Source organism: Pseudomonas sp. GL93, from assembly GCF_003408955.1.
GTDB lineage: Bacteria > Pseudomonadota > Gammaproteobacteria > Pseudomonadales > Pseudomonadaceae > Aquipseudomonas > Aquipseudomonas paracarnis.
The window spans coordinates 1-18,171 of the sequence record NZ_NKRF01000039.1; the positions used below are offsets into that span (position 1 = coordinate 1).

General features: G+C 62.9%; 10 protein-coding genes. 2 read left to right on the plus strand and 8 right to left on the minus strand.

What is annotated here, in order from left to right; translation table 11 throughout:
- Window positions 1-166: 166 nt before the first annotated feature.
- Window positions 167-2,803 carry a glucosidase gene (locus tag CER19_RS06690; RefSeq protein ID WP_116665847.1) on the minus strand — a complete coding sequence of 879 codons (2,637 nt, stop codon included), beginning with the start codon at window positions 2,801-2,803 and terminating at the stop codon, window positions 167-169.
- A gap of 197 nt (window positions 2,804-3,000) precedes the next feature.
- Here CER19_RS06690 and CER19_RS06695 point away from each other — a divergent pair, with 197 nt between their 5' ends.
- Entirely contained in the window at window positions 3,001-4,377 is a 1,377-nt protein-coding gene (locus CER19_RS06695; protein WP_116665848.1) for a VOC family protein, read from the plus strand.
- A 673-nt stretch (window positions 4,378-5,050) separates the two neighbouring features.
- Here the strand turns inward: CER19_RS06695 and CER19_RS06705 are convergent.
- Window positions 5,051-5,275 (minus strand): DUF465 domain-containing protein, encoded by a 225-nt coding sequence (locus CER19_RS06705; protein WP_116665850.1) that lies wholly within the window; start codon window positions 5,273-5,275, stop codon window positions 5,051-5,053.
- Between the two features lie 175 nt (window positions 5,276-5,450).
- Here CER19_RS06705 and tkt point away from each other — a divergent pair, with 175 nt between their 5' ends.
- Entirely contained in the window at window positions 5,451-7,508 is a 2,058-nt protein-coding gene (gene tkt, locus CER19_RS06710; protein WP_116665851.1) for a transketolase, read from the plus strand.
- A 166-nt stretch (window positions 7,509-7,674) separates the two neighbouring features.
- Here tkt and CER19_RS06715 read toward each other — a convergent pair whose 3' ends face one another.
- The 6 genes from CER19_RS06715 to lexA form a co-directional block, all read right to left on the minus strand.
- Window positions 7,675-10,194 (minus strand): excinuclease ABC subunit UvrA, encoded by a 2,520-nt coding sequence (locus CER19_RS06715; protein WP_116665852.1) that lies wholly within the window; start codon window positions 10,192-10,194, stop codon window positions 7,675-7,677.
- Window positions 10,191-11,903: an ATP-binding protein gene (locus CER19_RS06720; RefSeq protein ID WP_116665853.1), complete on the minus strand. Its 1,713-nt coding sequence runs from the start codon at window positions 11,901-11,903 to the stop codon at window positions 10,191-10,193. The genes CER19_RS06715 and CER19_RS06720 overlap by 4 nt, the downstream gene beginning before the upstream one ends.
- A 101-nt stretch (window positions 11,904-12,004) precedes the next feature.
- Window positions 12,005-15,076 carry an error-prone DNA polymerase gene (locus tag CER19_RS06725; RefSeq protein ID WP_116665854.1) on the minus strand — a complete coding sequence of 1,024 codons (3,072 nt, stop codon included), beginning with the start codon at window positions 15,074-15,076 and terminating at the stop codon, window positions 12,005-12,007.
- A gap of 137 nt (window positions 15,077-15,213) precedes the next feature.
- The gene (locus CER19_RS06730) at window positions 15,214-16,629 is read right to left on the minus strand and encodes a DNA polymerase Y family protein (RefSeq protein WP_116665855.1); all 1,416 of its coding nucleotides are present in this window, start codon (window positions 16,627-16,629) and stop codon (window positions 15,214-15,216) included.
- Window positions 16,630-16,636: 7 nt separating this feature from the next.
- Window positions 16,637-17,251: a translesion DNA synthesis-associated protein ImuA gene (gene imuA, locus CER19_RS06735; protein ID WP_116665856.1), complete on the minus strand. Its 615-nt coding sequence runs from the start codon at window positions 17,249-17,251 to the stop codon at window positions 16,637-16,639.
- The gene (lexA, locus tag CER19_RS06740; RefSeq protein WP_116665857.1) at window positions 17,251-17,868 is read right to left on the minus strand and encodes a transcriptional repressor LexA; all 618 of its coding nucleotides are present in this window, start codon (window positions 17,866-17,868) and stop codon (window positions 17,251-17,253) included. The genes imuA and lexA overlap by 1 nt, the downstream gene beginning before the upstream one ends.
- Window positions 17,869-18,171 lie beyond the last annotated feature (303 nt).

Below are 18,171 nucleotides of genomic sequence, written 5' to 3' on the forward strand. Positions count from 1 at the left end.
TGCTGGCGATGAACCTGAGCGAGCTTTCCCCTTCCTGATTCACGGGCGACCCTAAATCCCTGTGGGAGCGGGCTTGCTCGCGAATGCGCAGTGTCAGCTAATGCATCAGGCACTGAACCACCGCATTCGCGAGCAAGCCCGCTCCCACATTTGGTTTGCCGATTGCTTAAGGTTTTGGTTGTAACAGTAACGCCACCAACGCACTCCAGCCGGTCTGGTGTGAAGCTCCCAACCCTCGCCCTGTTTCCCCATGAAAGTACTCATGGAACAACACCAGGTCACGACTGGCCGGGTCCTCCTGCAACTGCGCATACCCCGCCATCGACGGCCGCATACCATTTTCATCCCTGAGAAACAGCCGCGTCAGCCGCTCGCTGAGACTGTCAGCCACTTGCTCCAGAGACGCCAGATACCCACTGCCCGTCGGATACTCCACGGAAAAGTTATCCGCGTAATAGCGGTGAAACTCGCGCAACGATTCAATCAGCATGTAGTTCACCGGCATCCACAACGGCCCGCGCCAATTGGAGTTGCCGCCGTACAAGCGTGAGTCGGATTCACCCGGCTGGTAGCGCGCGCACAAGGTGTCGCCATTCATCTTCAGCGCCAGGGGCTGCTCGGCGAACGCCTTGGACAGGGCGCGCACGCCAAAGGCCGACAAGAACTCCCGATCATCCAGCATGCGCCGCAGCAAATCCTTGGTGCGTTCACCGCGCAGCAGCGCCAGCAACAGGCGGTTGCCCTGCCCCGGTTCGGTCCAGCGCGAAACCAGCTTGGCCAGGTCCGGTCGATGATGCATAAAGCCCAGCAGGCGCTCGCGCAAGCCTTCCAGGCCCTCGTGCTCGCGCTGTTCCAGCACCAGCACCGCGAACAGCGGCATTAACCCGACGATGGAGCGCAGGCGCACCGGTTCGCTCTGGCCATCAGGGCGGTGCAGCACGTCATAGAAAAACTGGTCCTGCTCATCCCATAAGCCTTCGGCGCTGTCATCGACGCGGTTGATAGCGCCGGCGATGTAGAGGAAATGCTCGAAAAATTTCACGGCAATGTCCACGTACACCACATTACGCTTGGCCAACTCCAGGCCGATGCGCATCAGGTCCAGGGCATAAGCCGCCACCCAAGCGGTGCCGTCGGCCTGGTCCAACTGGTAGCCCGGCGGCAACGTGGCCGAGCGGTCGAACAAGGCGATATTGTCCAGGCCCAGAAAACCGCCCTGGAACAGGTTGCGGCCCTCGGCGTCCTTGCGGTTGACCCACCAAGAGAAATTCAACAGCAGCTTGTGAAAGATCCGCTCCAGGAAATCCATGTCGCCCACGCCGGTCAGCGCCTTGTCCTGCTGATATACGCGCCAGCTGGCCCAGGCATGCACGGGCGGGTTGGCGTCGTCAAAGCGCCACTCGTAGGCCGGCAATTGGCCGTTGGGGTGCATGAAGCGGTCCTTTACCAGCAACAACAACTGTTGCTTGGCGTAACCAGGGTCGATCAGCGCGATGGCCACCGCCTGGAAGCCTTGATCCCAGGAGGCGTACCACGGGTATTCCCAAGTGTCAGGCATCGACAGGATGTCGAAGTTGGACAGGTGCCGCCAATGAGTATTGCGGATGTGCAAGCGCTCGGGCGGTGGCGCGGGCTGAGCCGGGTCGCCGTCAAGCCACTGGTTCACGTCAAAATAGTACAGCTGCTTGGACCACAGCAGGCCCACCAGGGCCTGGCGTTGCACAGTGCGCGCATCGTCATCGGCAAGGCCCTGTTGCAAGACCGCGTAGAAGTCATCGGCCTCCCGGCGGCGCTGTTCGAATAGCTTGCGCGCATTGACGTCTGGCGCGTCCAGAGGCGCAAAGCGCAGGTAGAGGGTTTTGCTTTCCTGGCCCGCCAGTTCAAGGGTGAAATGCGCGGCCACTTTAGTGCCCGCGTCCCGGCGAATCGCCGACTCGACCCCGCCCACCACATAATCGTTAATGCCATCCTTGAACGGCCCCGGCGCCGGTTGCCCGTCCAGTTTGGGCTGGTTGGTTTCGTTTTCACAGAACAGCCACTGCACGCCGTCCTGGCCCCAGGCACTGAGGCAGCGGTCATCAAGTTCATGATGACGGGCCAGCACCCGATCAACGTCCAGCCTCAAGCTGGGCTTGGGTGCATCTAAGGTCCAGCTCCAGTCATTGCGCGCCCAGAGCTGGGGCAGCACCTGCAGGCGTGTGGGTTGGTCCGAACGGTTATGCACGGTGACGCGCATGAAAATATCGTCGGGCTGATGCTTGGCGTATTCGACACTGACGTCGCAGTAGTGGTTGTCTGCAAACACACCGGTATCAAGGATTTCATACTCGGCATCATCCAGCCCACGACGGGCGTTCTCGGTGATCAGGTCAGCGTAGGGAAACGCCGCATGGGGGTATTTGTAGAGCATGCGCATGTAGGCATGGCTCGGCACGCCATCGACGAAAAAGTACAGCTCCTTGACGTCTTCACCGTGGTTGCCTTCGGCGTTGTTGAGGCCAAACAGACGCTCCTTGAGGATTGCATCGCGCTCATTCCACAGCGCCAGGCCCAGGCACCAGCGTTGGGCCTTGTCACTGAAACCGGCCAACCCGTCCTCGCCCCAGCGATAGGCGCGGCTGCGTGCATGCTCATGGGGGAAGTAGGCCCAGGCGTCACCGTCGGCGCTGTAGTCTTCGCGCACCGTGCCCCACTGGCGCTCACTCAGGTACGGGCCCCACTCGCGCCAACGTTCGGCGTGTTGCGTTGCCAGGCGCTGGCCTTCAATGGTGCCCAGCAGGTTGGTTACGGGTCTGGCCGTCATTGGGTCCTCCTTCACCGACACAGTGAGGGCAGTGTAGAGCCCAATGACGTCCGCTTGCACATGAAGACTTGGGCGCAGGGCCAACTCATTCATTTGCAGAATGAAGTCCAGAGGAATCTTCGTTTGCAAGCCGGCCGCCCCCTCAACAAAATCGGGCAAAGGCCACGATCATCGCTCCAGTCATCAGGAATTTTTCTATGCACGCCACCGCCCATGTCAGCCCCGACGAGATCCGCAAGGGCTTTTCCAAGGCCATGTCCGACATGTATCGAGATGAAGTGCCCTTGTATGGCGCGCTGCTGGAGCTGGTGGCCCAGACCAATGCCCGCGTGCTCGACAGCGAACCGGGCCTGGCGCATCAACTGCAACGTACCGGCGAAATCCAGCGCCTGGACATGGAACGCCACGGCGCCATCCGCCTGGGCACCGCTGCGGAACTGGCAACCATCAGCCGGTTATTCGCGGTGATGGGCATGCAACCGGTGGGCTACTACGACCTCACCCCCGCTGGCGTACCTGTACACTCCACCGCCTTTCGCGCGGTGCATGAACACGCGCTGCAAACCAGCCCGTTTCGCGTATTCACCTCATTGCTGCGCCTGGAGCTGATCGAAAATCCTGACCTGCGTGCCTTCGCCGAAAGCGCCCTGGCCAAGCGCTCGATCTTTACCGCCGAGGCCTTGGCATTGATCGACCAGGCAGAGACCCAAGGCGGCTTGAATACCAGCGATGCCGAGGCCTTTATCCGCCAGGCCCTGGAGACGTTCCGCTGGCACCACACTGCCACGGTCACGGGTGCCCAGTATCAGCAACTCAGCGACCAGCACCGCCTGATCGCCGACGTCGTCGCGTTCAAGGGCCCACACATCAACCACCTGACGCCACGCACCCTGGACATCGACCAGGTGCAGGCGGCGATGCCCGGCAAAGGCATCACCCCCAAAGCCGTGATCGAAGGCCCACCTAGGCGCCAGTGCCCGATCCTGCTACGCCAGACCAGCTTCAAGGCCTTGGACGAACCCATCGCCTTCACCGATGCCCACGGCAGCCACAGCGCGCGCTTCGGCGAAATCGAACAACGCGGCGTCGCGCTTACGCCTAAAGGCCGCGCCCTGTACGACCAACTGCTGAACGCCGCCCGCGATGAACTCGGCACATTCCCCAATGAAGCCAACGCCGAGCGCTATGTGCAATTGATGGAACAGCACTTCCAGGCCTTCCCCGATAACTACCCGCAAATGCGCGAGCAGGGCTTGGCGTATTTTCGCTACTTCGTCACCGATAAAGGCCTGGCGGCATGCGGCCAGGCCGATCAGCCGCGCACATTGGAGGCGCTGCTCAGCGCCGGTCATGTGGCGGTGGAACCGTTGGTGTATGAGGACTTTTTGCCGGTCAGTGCGGCGGGGATCTTCCAGTCAAACCTGGGGGATGGGGCGCAGAGTCACTACGCGGGCAACTCCAACCGAGCCGCCTTCGAGCAGGCGCTTGGGCGCAGGACGATTGATGAGTTGCAGTTGTATGAGCAGACGCAGCAGCGTTCCATGGATATATGCCTTGAAACGCTGTTGAAATGACTGGATGCAAGACCGAACGCCAAGCGCCACGGCCTTGATGGTAACCACGATGCGAAGCGAGCCGCTCTTGATCTTGATCTTAGGCGCCCCGTTAAACCACGCTGGCCGGAATTCGACAGGGATTTGGGGGGTAAACCGGCAGGGATGCCGGTTTAGCCGACCCGCGCCATGGATGGCGCGTGGCGGCGGCCCCCCAAATCACTGGCGGATTACGGGCACACCGAGCCTGGGCGAGGTGCCGAGTGGTGGGGCAAGAGCCTTTTGCTTACTTTTGGGCTCTTTTCAAAAGTGAGCCGCTGTAAAAGCGGAACCCTAAGTGGCCGTTACCGCAGGAATGGATATGTACACGTTCCAACTGTGTTGACTGTCAGGCCGTCATCGCAGGCAAGCCAGCTCCCACATTTGGACTGTGGGGTGTCAGGTGGATAGGCGTCGGCTGGGAGGCCGCCATCGCAGGCAAGCCAGCTCCCACAGGCAGCATTTGCAGCCGACCGATTCGGCCCTGTGTTGCATGAATTCTGAGGATGCCCACCCGGCTCAACAACGCAATCCTTGCGCCGCAACAAGCCCCAGAGCCGAGTGGACGGAGCGCATCATAAGGATTGAAACGGCACTTGTCCTCCAGACAATTCTGAACAAATGTGCACATTCCAAGCGTGTGGCGAGGGGTTGCTTAACCCAGCCGCCCAACAATTTCGTCTTTGATCAATAGCCGTTTCTTCTTCAGCTTTTCCACATCCTCATCGCTGGCACTGGCTTTTTCCGCCGCCAGCACCTCCCCGTCGGCAACATCATATTGGGTGAGCAGCGAATCCAACCGTTTATCCGTCGCCCTGCGTTCGTGAACAGCTTCCTTGCTCAATCCCAAGTCCTGATACAGGTCGTGTTTCACTGGCATGGCGTACCTCCACAGATTGATCGATGGTCTACGCCCTTGAAGCTAGCCCATTCCAACCGATCTTGTCATGTTTGAGGCCAACAACGTCCCGTTCGTCGCGGCGCACGCGATGGGATCAAACCTTTGCCCCGCCCTGCCCTCCACTGTAGATCGCCACCCCAGGGAGACCGGTTTTATGAATCACGTTGCCACTGCTGCCGACACCCAATGCATTAACACCCTACGCACCCTGGCCATGGATGCCGTGCAGAAGGCCAATTCGGGTCACCCTGGCACGCCCATGGGCCTGGCGCCGGTGGGTTATACGTTGTGGAGTCGCTTCCTGCGTTATCACCCCGAGCATCCTGACTGGCCCAACCGTGACCGTTTTGTGCTGTCGGTAGGGCATGCCTCGATGCTGCTGTATTCGCTGTTGCACCTGGCCGGTGTGGTGGAGATCGATGCCCATGGCCAGCGCTCGGGCCAGCCGGCCGTCAGCCTGGACGATATCAAGCAGTTCCGGCAGATCGGCTCCAAGACCCCAGGCCATCCTGAGTACCGCATGACCACGGGCGTGGAAACTACCACCGGCCCGTTGGGCCAGGGCTGCGCCAACAGTGTAGGCATGGCCATGGCCGAGCGATGGCTGGGCCAGCGCTTCAACCGCGACGGCCAGGTGCTGTTTGACTACGACGTCTACACCCTGTGCGGTGACGGCGACATGATGGAGGGCATCAGCAGCGAAGCCGCGTCCCTGGCCGGGCACTTGAAGCTCGATAACCTGTGCTGGATCTATGACAACAACACCATCAGCATCGAGGGCCACACTGAGCTGGCGTTCAGTGAAGACGTGATCCAACGCTTCCAGGCTTATGGCTGGCACACCGTGCATGTCACCGACGCCAATGACTTGCAGGCCTTGAGCGTGGCATTGGAAACCTTCAAGGCCAACACCGGCGCTCCCACCTTGATCGTGGTGGACAGCGTGATCGGCTACGGCTCACCGCACAAACACAACACCGCTGCGGCCCATGGCGAACCACTGGGAGAGGACGAGATTCGTCTGACCAAAGCCGCCTATGGCTGGCCGCAGGATTCAAGTTTTCTCGTGCCCGAAGAGGCTCGCACACTGTTGCGCGATGCCCTTTACGAACGCGCCGAGCCGCTGTACGCCGAGTGGAACCAGACCCTCGCCACCCTCGACCCGCAACGGGCCGATGAGCTGCAACGCATGCGCGCCGGGGAAATGCCCGAGCAATGGCAAGCGCACCTACCCAGCTTTGCCGCCGATGCCAAAGGCGTCGCCAGCCGTGCTTCAGGCGGCGAGGTATTGAATGCCTTCGCCCAACAGATTCCATGGTTGCTGGGCGGTTCGGCGGATTTGTCGCCCTCGACCAAGACCAACCTCACCTTCGACGGTGCCGGGCGTTTCAGCGCGGATGACTACAGCGGGCGCAACCTGCACTTCGGTATCCGCGAACATGCCATGGGCGCGATTGCCAATGGCATGGCGCTGTCCTACCTGCGCCCGTACACCTCGACCTTCCTGGTGTTCAGCGACTACATGAAACCGCCGATCCGCCTGGCGGCGATCATGGAGTTGCCGGTGATCTTCGTGTTTACCCATGACTCCATCGGCGTAGGCGAAGACGGGCCCACCCACCAGCCCATCGAACACCTGACCCAACTGCGTGCCACGCCGGGGCTGTTGACGCTACGGCCAGGCGATGCGAATGAAACCCTTGAGCTGTGGAAGGTGGCGTTGGCACAAACCCATCGGCCCAGCTGTATGGTGTTATCGCGCCAGGCATTGCCGACCCTCGACCGCAACCACTATGCCGCAGCTTCCGGCGCGGCCAAAGGTGCCTATGTGTTGGCCGGCGCGGATCAACCGGAGGTCATCCTGATCGCCACCGGCAGCGAAGTCAGCCTGGCGGTGGCCGCCTATGAGCAGCTCAAAGACCAAGGCATTGGCGCTCGCGTGGTGTCGATGCCCAGCTGGGAGCTGTTCGAAGACCAGGGTCAAGCCTACCGCGACAGCGTCCTGCCGCCTGCGGTTAAAGCCCGTGTAGTGGTGGAGCAGGCAGGGCCCTTGGGGTGGGACCGCTACGTCGGGCAGACCGGCGCCAAAGTGGTGATGAACAGCTTCGGCGCCTCGGCACCGCTGGCCAAGTTGCAGGAGAAGTTCGGGTTTACCGTGGAGAATGTGGTGAAGCTGGCCAAGCAACAGATCCAGCACAACCTCACCGACTGACACTGGGCTTAATGTGGGAGCGGGCTTGCTCGCGAAGACGTCGGCCCAGCAAACATTATATTGACTGACCTGCCGCTTTCGCGAGCAAGCCCGCTCCCACAGGAGTCTGCGCTTAACTGACTGGCATCAGGGCTTGCCCCTCCCACATTTTGGACATCAGCACCCGTTAGATCAGTGATTGGGCCAGATAAGGTGCAGTGCGGCTGTGTTTGCTCTTGGCAACCTTGTGGGGCGTGCCGCACGCCACCACCGTTCCGCCCAGGTCCCCTGCCCCCGGGCCGATATCAATCACCCAGTCACTCTGGGCCACCACGCGCATTTCATGCTCCACCACAACCACCGTATGCCCCGCCTCCACCAAGTGATTCAACTGGCTGAGCAAACGATCGACGTCCTTGGGGTGCAAGCCGGTGGTCGGTTCGTCCAAGACATACAAGGTGGCGCCCCGGGCGTTACGTTGCAGTTCAGTGGCGAGCTTGATGCGTTGGGCTTCACCGCCGGACAGCTCGGTAGCCGGCTGCCCCAGGCGCAGATAACCCAGGCCGATATCGCGCAGCACAAGCAACGAACGCAGGATGCCCGGCTGCTCGGCAAACACCTGCACCGCCTGCTCCACCGTCAGCCCCAGCACCTGGGCGATGTTCAAGCCCTGCCATTTGATCGCCAGGGTATCGGGGTTATAGCGCGCGCCGTGACAGGTCGGGCATGGCGCGTACACGCTGGGCATGAACAGCAACTCAACGCTGACAAAACCTTCACCCTCACAGTTCGGGCAACGGCCCTTGGCGACATTGAAGGAGAACTGCCCGGCATCGTAATTGCGCTTCTTGGCCGCTGGCGTGGCGGCGAACAGTTTGCGCACGTTGTCGAACAGCCCGGTATAGGTCGCCAGGTTGGAGCGCGGCGTGCGGCCGATGGGTTTCTGGTCCACCTGCACCAGGCGCTGGATGTGCTCCAGCCCGGCGCTGATGCGCCCGCCACTGGCTTGCGGTGCAGCATCTTCCAGGCTCGGTTCGTCGTCGCTTTCCAGCACACGCCCCAGGCCCGTGCCCACCAGCTCCAGCAGCGCCTGGCTGACCAGGCTGGATTTGCCCGAGCCGGAAATCCCCGTCACCGCGGTGAAACAGCCCAGCGGGAAATCCACGTTCAAATTATTCAGGTTATTTCGCGTCACGCCTGCAAGCTTCAGCCACCCGGCCGGCTCGCGGCTTGGCGCATTGGCCGGGCGAGGTTGGGCAAACAGGTATTCACGGGTCTGCGAGGCCTCGACATCCGCCAACCCTGCGGGCGGCCCGCTGTACAGCACTTGCCCGCCATGTTCGCCGGCAGCCGGGCCCACGTCGATCAGCCAGTCGGCGCGGCGCATGGTTTCCAGGTCATGCTCCACCACAAACAGGGAATTGCCTGCGGCCTTCAAACGATCAAGCGCCGTGAACAATGCTTCGCCATCCGCCGGGTGCAGTCCCGCCGAAGGCTCATCGAGCACATAAATAACGCCGAACAACTGCGAGCCCAATTGGGTAGCCAGGCGCAGACGCTGCAGCTCCCCGGACGACAAGGTCGGCGTGCTGCGCTCCAGGGACAGGTAGCCCAGGCCCAGCTCGATCAAAGTGTGGACCCGTTCGAGCAGGTCCTGGGCGATGCGCTGGGCCGCCAGGCGTTTTTCCACCGACAGCTTCATCCTGTCCTGCCCCGCTGCCACGGGCCGCAGCAACTCGGCCAATTGCGCCAGGGACAATTGCGACAACTCACCGATATCCACCCCGGCAAACTTCACCGACAACGCCGCCTGGTTCAGGCGTTTGCCCTCGCACAATGGGCAAGCACTGCCTTGCATGAACTGCGACACGCGCTTTTTCATCAGCGCGCTTTGGGTGTGGGCGAAGGTGTGCAGAATATAGCGCCGAGCGCCGCTGAAGGTGCCTTGGTAACTGGGCTCAAGCTTGCGTTTCAACGCCTCGCGGGTCTGCTGTGGGGTGAAGCCGGCGTACACCGGTACGGTGGGGGTTTCTTCGGTGAACAGGATCCAGTCGCGCTGCTTTTTGGGCAGCTCGCGCCACGGGATGTCCACGTCATAACCCAGGGTCACGAGGATGTCGCGCAGGTTCTGGCCCTGCCACGCCAATGGCCAGGACGCCACTGCGCGCTGGCGGATGGTCAAGGACGGATCGGGCACCATCAGCGCTTCGGTCACTTCATACACGCGGCCCAGGCCGTGGCATTGCGGGCACGCACCCTGGGGCAGGTTCGGCGAGAAGTCCTCGGCGTACAACATGGCCTGCCCCGGCGGATAACGGCCAGCGCGGGAATAGAGCATGCGGATCAAGCTCGACAAGGTGGTGACACTGCCCACCGACGAGCGCGCACTCGGTGTACCGCGTTGCTGTTGCAGGGCCACGGCAGGCGGCAAGCCTTCGATGCTGTCTACATCCGGCACGCCAACCTGGTCGATCAAGCGCCGCGCATAGGGCGCCACCGATTCGAAATAGCGGCGCTGGGCCTCGGCATACACCGTGGAAAACGCCAGGGACGATTTGCCGGAGCCAGACACGCCGGTAAATACCACCAGGGCGTCCCGGGGAATATCCACATCGACATTACGCAAGTTATGTTCACGGGCGCCACGCACCCTGACGAAGCCCGTTTGCCGGGCGGTGAGCGGTGGGATGTTGCGCTGTGATGTCATGGGCAACCTTGTCTTGCGCCGAGCACCCTGCGCACGCGTTGGGTCAGGGCATCGGGACTGTAGGGTTTGCTCAGCAGGTGGATATCGGCGCTGAGCAGATGATTGGAAGACAGAATGTCGCGGGTGTGGCCTGAGGTAAACAGCACCGGCACCGGCGGGTTCTGCGCGCGGGCCCAGGCGGCCAGGTCGATGCTCTTGACCCGACCGGGCATCACCACATCGGTGAAGATCAGGTCAGGCGACACGCCGCGCTGCAACATTTGCATCGCGCGGTCGCCATCCTCGGCGGTCAATACGGTATAACCCGACTGCTGCAGCAACTCGACCACCGTCAGGCGCACGCCTTCGTTGTCCTCGACCACCAGAATGGTTTCCTGGCCGCTGCCTTGCGGGTCCGCATCACTGTCGTCGTCGAAGCATTCAGGCTCCAGGCAGTGGGGAAAATACATCTGTACCACCGAGCCCTTGCCCTCCTCGCTCCACATGTCCACGTGCCCGCCACTTTGGCGCACAAAACCGAACACCATGCTCAGGCCCAGGCCGGTGCCGTGGCCTTCGCGCTTGGTGGTAAAGAAGGGTTCGAATGCGCGCTTGAGGGTCGCCTCGGACATGCCCACGCCGGTGTCGGCCACGGCCAGGCGCACGTACTCGCCGGGCTTGATGCTTTTACCGACGCAATCTTGCGGGTGGAGGATGACGTTTTCCCCGGTGATACGAATTATGCCCTCGCCCTGCATGGCATCGCGGGCGTTGATCGCCAGGTTGAGCAACGCGTTTTCCAGCTGGTTGCGGTCGACATTGATGCACCAGGAGTCCTGGGGCAGTTGCACGTCGATATGAATGGTTTCCCCCAGCGCCCGTTGCAACAGCTCGCCCAGGCCGGCGTAGATGCGCTGCGGGTTATATACCGCCGGAGACAAGGGCTGGCGACGGGCAAAGGCCAGCAGTTGCGACGACAGCTTGGCCCCCCGCTCCACAGCGGCGATGGCCGCGGTGACGCGACGTTGCACCTGACAATTGTCCGGCTCATGCCGGGCGAGCAAATGCAGGTTGCCGGCGATCACTTGCAGCAGGTTATTGAAGTCATGGGCCACGCCACCGGTCAGGCCGCCAATCGCTTCCAGCTTCTGTGACTGGCGCAACTGGTCTTCTGCGGCTGACCGCGCCTGCACTTCAGCGGCGACGCGTTGCTCCAGATTATGGGTGAGCTCCTGGCGCACCCGCTCGGACTTCACCAGTTCGGTGGTTTCCACCACAATCGCCAGCACCCCGGCCGGCTGTTGGTTGTCCCCGGCCACGGGGCTGTAATAGAGGTCCAGCCACACGCTTTCCGGTTGGCCGTGACGCGATAACACCAGCTCCTTGTTATTGAACGACAAGGTGCCGCCCGCCAGGCACGTATCCACCACATGCCGATTGAACTCGGCCACTTCCGGCCAGCCCAGTTCTACCGGAGTGCCCAAGAGGTAGGGATGGCGCCCGCCGGCAAATACCGAATAGCTGTCGTTGTAGATCATGTACCCTGCCCGCCCCCACAGCATCACCATCGGCACGGGTGAGGCGAGCATCATTTGCACGGTGCAAGCCAGGCTCGTGGACCACTGATCCAAAGGGCCAAGGTCGGTACTTGACCAGTCAAATGTGCGAATCCGCTGGGCCATTTCGCCGGCCCAGCCTTCACAGCCATGGGGGTTGGATAAAAATTGCATGATTGGGCTCTGTGCAGGGACAAGACAGTCGCAAGTTTTGGAGCGCGCCAGCGGTGGATGGTTTCATCCTGAACACAGAGGAATGCACAAACCCCTGGAACTCAATGAAAATCCCGGCTGCGCACCACCATTCCATCCAGCAACGGCGTCAAATCGGTGAGGCGTCCCGCGATCAAATGCCGCACCTCACCCACCGCCTCCCAACGGCCGTCCACCTTGAGCAAACGCGAGCCCACCAGCGCCTGGCGCTGACGCTCGGCCAGGTCGCGCCAGACCCCCACATTGAGGTTGCCGAACTCATCTTCCAGGGTGACAAAGGTCACGCCGCTCGCCGTGCCTGGGCGCTGGCGGCCAGTGACCAGCCCGGCGATGCTCACGTTGCGCCCATGTTCCACCGCCAGCAACTCCTGGGAACTGCGGCAACGGCGCCGGCGTAACTCGGCGCGCAACAACGCCAGGGGATGAGGCCCCAGGGTGGTACCGAGGGTGGCGTAATCGGCGTGCAAATCTTCGCCTACCGTGGGCTCGGGCAATGCCACCCGCGTTTCATCGGGGCTCGGCAGGCCGGCAAACAAGCCCAGTTGCTGATGCACACCGGCTACGTCCCAGCGCGCCTGATGGCGGTTGCCGGCCAGGGCACGCAAGGCCCCGGCATCCGCCAGCAGCGCCTGGGCACGCGTATCCAGGCCGGCGCGCGCGTCCAGGGCAGCGATGTCGTTGAACAGCCGCTGCTGCCTCGCCGCTTCGATACGCCGCCCGTCTTCCTCGCGAAACCCCGAGATCATGCGCAAGCCCAGACGAATCGCCGGTTGCTGGCCGTCGATGGGCTCCAGGCTGCACTCCCAGTCACTGGCCTGCACATCCACCGGGCGGATCTGCAAGCGATGGCGCCGAGCGTCCTGCAGGATCTGGTCCGGGCTGTAGAAGCCCATGGGCCAGCTGTTGATCAGGGCGCAGGCGAAGGCTGCCGGCTCATGGCATTTGAGCCAGCAACTGGCGTAGGTCAGCAAGGCGAAACTGGCGGCGTGGGACTCAGGGAAACCATAGCTGCCAAAGCCCTTGATCTGCTCGAAAATCTGCGCGGCAAAGGCTTCGGTGTAGCCGTTTTTCAGCATGCCGGTGCGCAAGCGCTGCTGATGCGGCTCCAGGCCACCGTGGCGTTTCCAGGCGGCCATGGAGCGGCGCAACTGGTCGGCCTCGCCGGGGCTATAGTCAGCGGCGACCATGGCGATTTGCATCACCTGCTCCTGGAACAGCGGGATGCCCAGGGTGCGTTCCAGCACGGCTTCCAATTGCGGCGACGGATAGGTCGTGGGCTCTTCATTATTCCGCCGACGCAAGTACGGATGCACCATGCCGCCCTGGATCGGCCCAGGCCGCACAATGGCAACCTCGATCACCAGGTCATAAAACGTCTGCGGCTTGAGCCTGGGCAACATCGACATCTGCGCCCGCGACTCGATCTGGAACACACCGATGGTGTCGGCCTTGCTGATCATGGCGTAGGTGGCCGGGTCTTCCTTGGGAATCGTGGCCAGGCTCAAGTCCCGGTGGCGATGCCGGCGCAGCAAATCGAAACAGCGGCGGATCGCGCTGAGCATGCCCAGGGCGAGGATGTCCACCTTGAGCAAGCCGACGGCGTCGAGGTCGTCTTTGTCCCACTGGATAATGGTGCGCTCGGCCATGGCCGCATTTTCCACCGGCACCAGGGTGTCCAGCGGGTATTCGCTGATCACAAAGCCGCCAGGGTGCTGGGACAGGTGCCGCGGAAAACCGATCAGTTGCTGGGTCAATGTCAAGACACGGCGCAGCAGTGGGCTGTCCGGGTCGAAGCCGCTTTCACGCAGGCGCTCCAACGGCGGCGCCTCATCACTCCAGCGCCCGCAGCAATCGGCCAAGGCGTTGATCTGGTCCGCCGGCAGCCCAAGGGCCTTGGCCACATCACGTACCGCGCCCGTGGCGTGGTAACTGCTGACCACCGCCGTCAAGGCTGCACGGGTGCGGCCATAGCGCTGGAACACGTATTGCAGCACCTCTTCGCGGCGTTCGTGCTCAAAGTCCACGTCGATGTCCGGCGGCTCGTTGCGCTCTTTGGACAGGAAGCGCTCGAACAGCAGGTTGGTCAGGCTCGGGTTGATTTCGGTGATGCCCAGGGCAAAACACACCGCCGAGTTAGCCGCCGAACCACGGCCCTGGCACAGGATCGAACGGCTGCGGGCGAAACGCACGATGTCATGCACCGTAAGGAAATAGCTTTCGTAACCCAGCTCGCTGATCAGCTGCAGTTCACGATGGATTTGCTGCAAGGTCTTGTCGTCGATGCCTTCGGGCCAGCGCTGGGCGATGCCTTCTTCAGTGAGGGTGCGCAGCCAGGATTGGGCGTCATGCCCCGCGGGTACCAGCTCGCGTGGATAGTGATAGCGCAGCTGGCCGAGGTCGAAGGTGCAGCGCCGCGCGATGGCGAGGGTTTCATCCAGTAAGGCCTGGGGATACAGCGCCGCCAGCGCGTCGAGGCTACGCAGATGGCGTTCGCCATTGGGGTGCAGGCGCGTGCCAGCTTCGGCCACCGACACGTGGTGGCGGATGGCGGTCATGGTGTCTTGCAGGGCACGGCGGCCCCGCGCATGCATATGCACATCGCCGCAGGCCACGGCAGGGATTTGCAGGCTGTGGGCCAGTAGCAAGCGCTGTTGCAGATGGCGCGCATCGTCCTGGCCGCAATGCAGATGCACCGCCAGCCATAAGCGCTGGTCGAAGGTGCGGCGCAGCCAGTCGAGGCTGGCCTGGGTGTCGCTGTCTTGCGCCACCCACAACGCCAAAAGACCGGGCAACGGTTGCTCGAAATCTTCCTGTAGCAGGCGATAGCGGCCCTTTTCAGCCCGCCGCCGGGCCAGGGTGATCAGCCGGCACAGGTGCTGGTAACCGCTCAGGTTCTCCACCAGCAGCACCAGTTTCGGGCCGTTTTCGATGTGCATTTCGCTGCCGATAATCAGCGGCAAGTTCACGGCTTTGGCGGCTTGCCAGGCGCGCACGATGCCTGACAGCGTGCATTCATCGGTGATCGCCAGGGCGCTGTAGCCTTGGCGCTTGGCGCGCTCGAAAAGTTCCAGCGCACTGGAGGCGCCACGCTGGAAGCTGAAATTGGACAGGCAGTGCAGCTCGGCATAATTCATACGTCACCCCTCCCCTGTAGGAGCGAGCTTGCTCGCGAAAAACGTCAAGGCACCGCGTTCCTTCAGGATCCCAGCGTCATCGTTGACGACCTTCGCGAGCAAGCTCGCTCCTACAGTAGGTGGCGGCCCAAGGGTTTTCATGCAAACCACCCTTGCAACCACAGCCCATCGCCTTGCCCCACCGTGCGATAGGCCCAACCCTGCTGGCCGGCGCGGGTCTGGACCAGGTAATAGTCGCGGCGGACATCGGCGCCATCCCACCAGCCGGATTCGATGCGCTCCGGGCCCATCAGGATCTGTACGCCGTGCTCGGCCAGCAAGGTCGGTTGCGGCAACAACCAGCCTGGGCGCCGGACCTTGTTCAAGGTCGGGCACGCCTGGTGGTCGGTCGTGGCCTGCCAGGCACATTCGGGGCGATGGTCGGCCTGAAAACGCAGGCCCTGCACCGCCTCATCCCCCAGGCGTGCACGCAGGCGTTCGCGCAATTGTTCCCACGGTAGGGTTTGTTGCGGGCGGTCGTCGAACAGGTCCTGGCGTTGCGGCACGAACACCGGCAAGTCCTCGGCCACCAAACGCACACCCCGCACCGGCGCGGTGACCTGTACCTGCTCCAGACGCCCACGGGCCAGTTCGAACAACATCGAAGGCTCGCGCTCGGCACTGAGCAGGCCCACCTTGATCACGCTGTCTTGTGCCTGGGCGTGTTCCAGGTGCAGGTCAAAGCGCTGCACGCCACTGTCACGCCCGCACAGGAAAGCGGACAGGTCGCCGGTCAAGCGCCGCAAGGGGAACAGCAGCGCCTGGTGGGATTGCACATCGAAATTCAACTCGATGCGTGCATCGAACTGGTCGGGCGGTTGATAAAAATCCAGGGGCAATGGCCGCTGCCCGCTCAGGGCGTCGAGGTGCTTGAGCAGGCTGGCGTCAAAGCGTCGCGCCAGGGTATGCCGGGGCAAGGCCTGCACCTGGGCCAGGCTGCGCAGGCCCATGCGCGACAAGGCAGTGGCGGCCTGGGGTTCAAGGCCCGCGCGGTCGATAGGCAACGATGCCAGGGCCTGCATCAGGGCGCGGTCATCGGCCACGGTCAGGCCGTCGTAGCCGTTTGCCAATATCCGCGCCGCCGCCGGGTTGGGCGCAGCGACGATGCGATGGCGAAAGCCAAGCTCGGTCAGCTCTTTGCGCAAACGCGCCTCGAGGTGCGGCCAGGGCCCGAACAGGCCCAGGCTCGATTCGATCTCGAACAACAAGGCCCGCGGATAATACAGGCTGACCTGGGAGCTGAAACGATAGGCCCAGGCGGCCAGAAACTGCTGCAGGCGCTCGATCTCCAACGGGTCGTATTCCACACAGGCAAACTGCTTGACCAGGGCATGGGCCGCCGTCAACGATTGACCGGGGCGCAGGCCCAAGGCGCGGGCGGCGGCGTTGACGGTTTGCAGCACGCGCCGCTGCGGCGTGCCGGCCAGCAGCGCCAGCGGCTGGTCGGGTTCGGGATGCACACGCTGTGCCCCGTCCAGCGCCAATTGCGGGAAGACAATACACACCCAACGCATGGCAACCTCAATGCCCTGCCAGGGCAATCGGCGCCGGATGGGCCAGCCCGCCACGGCACTTGAGCACCCGTACTTGCGCGGGCCTGGCCTCGACCGCCAGGCGCAGGGCGGCAGGCGAGGCATTGATCGCCTCGCTCAGGGAGCGCCAGGCAAACGCCAGGGTCTGCCCGGTTTCCGCCGCCACCTGCAAACGCCGCAAAGCGCGATCATCGGCCTTGCGCGGCCAGCACAACACCGCACCGCAACTGCCCGAACGCAGGCATTGCTCCACCGCCCACAGCGCGTCATGCTCCTCGGCCTGGATAATGGACAGCTGGCGCACATCCACCCCGGCGTTCTGCCACGCATGGGGATAGGGGGTATAGGGCGGCGCCACCAGCACAATGCGCTCGCCCAGGGCCGACAAGCGTGCCAGTGTGGGCAGCACCAGTTGCAACTCGCCCACCCCGTCCTGGGCCATCAGGATTTCACTCAAGGCCGATTCCGGCCAGCCGCCACTGGGCAGCACCGCATCCAACGCCGCCAGCCCCGTGGGGTGTACGCTGGCCGGTGGCGCGGCGGGCCGGCCCTTCCAGACTCGCCCGCCATGGAACAGCGAGTCCAGGGCAACCACGGCGCCCATCAGCCTTGCCTCACCAGGCCGCAGAACACGCCTTCGATGGCCAGGTCCTGCCCGGGCCCGACCACGATAGGTTGATAGGCCGGGTTGCGCGGCAACAGGCGTACACTGTCGCCGTGGCGCTCGAAACGCTTGATGGTGACGTCGCCGTCCAGGCGCGCCACCACAATCTGCCCGTTCAGGGCTTCGGCACTGCGGCGCACGCCCACCAGGTCGCCATCGAGAATGCCATCTTCAATCATCGAATCGCCCTGCACCCGCAGCAGGTAATCGGGAGTTTTGGCGAAAGTGGCGGGGTCCAGTTGCAAGCGGCTGTGCACCTCAGCATCGGCGCCAATCGGCCGACCGGCCGCCACACGGCCGAGCACTGGTACATCCAGCCACTCGGGACGCGCAGGTTGATTGAGCAGGCGGATGCCACGGGCCTGGTTGGGGTTGACCTCGATAAAGCCGGCTTCGGTCAGCGCCACCACATGCTTGCGGGCGACGCTGCGCGAGGCGAAGCCGAACGCCTCGGCGATCTCGGCGAGGCTGGGAGGCTGACCTTGTTGCGCGATGCGCTCGCGAATGAAGGTCAGGATGGCGGTGCGGCGGGGGGTCAGGTTTGTCATGGAGTACATTTGTACTCCTGTGGGATATTTCTGACAATAACCGTCAGTCGGGGCTGGGTGTTACACCTGTGGGAGGGGGCTTGCTCCCGTGACGGCCTGACAGCCGACGCCCGCCTACCTGACACCCCACGATTCAACTGTGGGAGCTGGCTTGCCTGCGATGGCGGCCTGAAAGCCGACGATGTTATCCGTGTACATATCCATTCCTGCGGCAACGGCCACTTAGGGTTCCGCTTTTACAGCGGGTCACTTTTGGAAAAGAGCCCCAAAAGTAACCAAAAGGGCTCTTGCCCCACCACTCGGCGCCCCGCC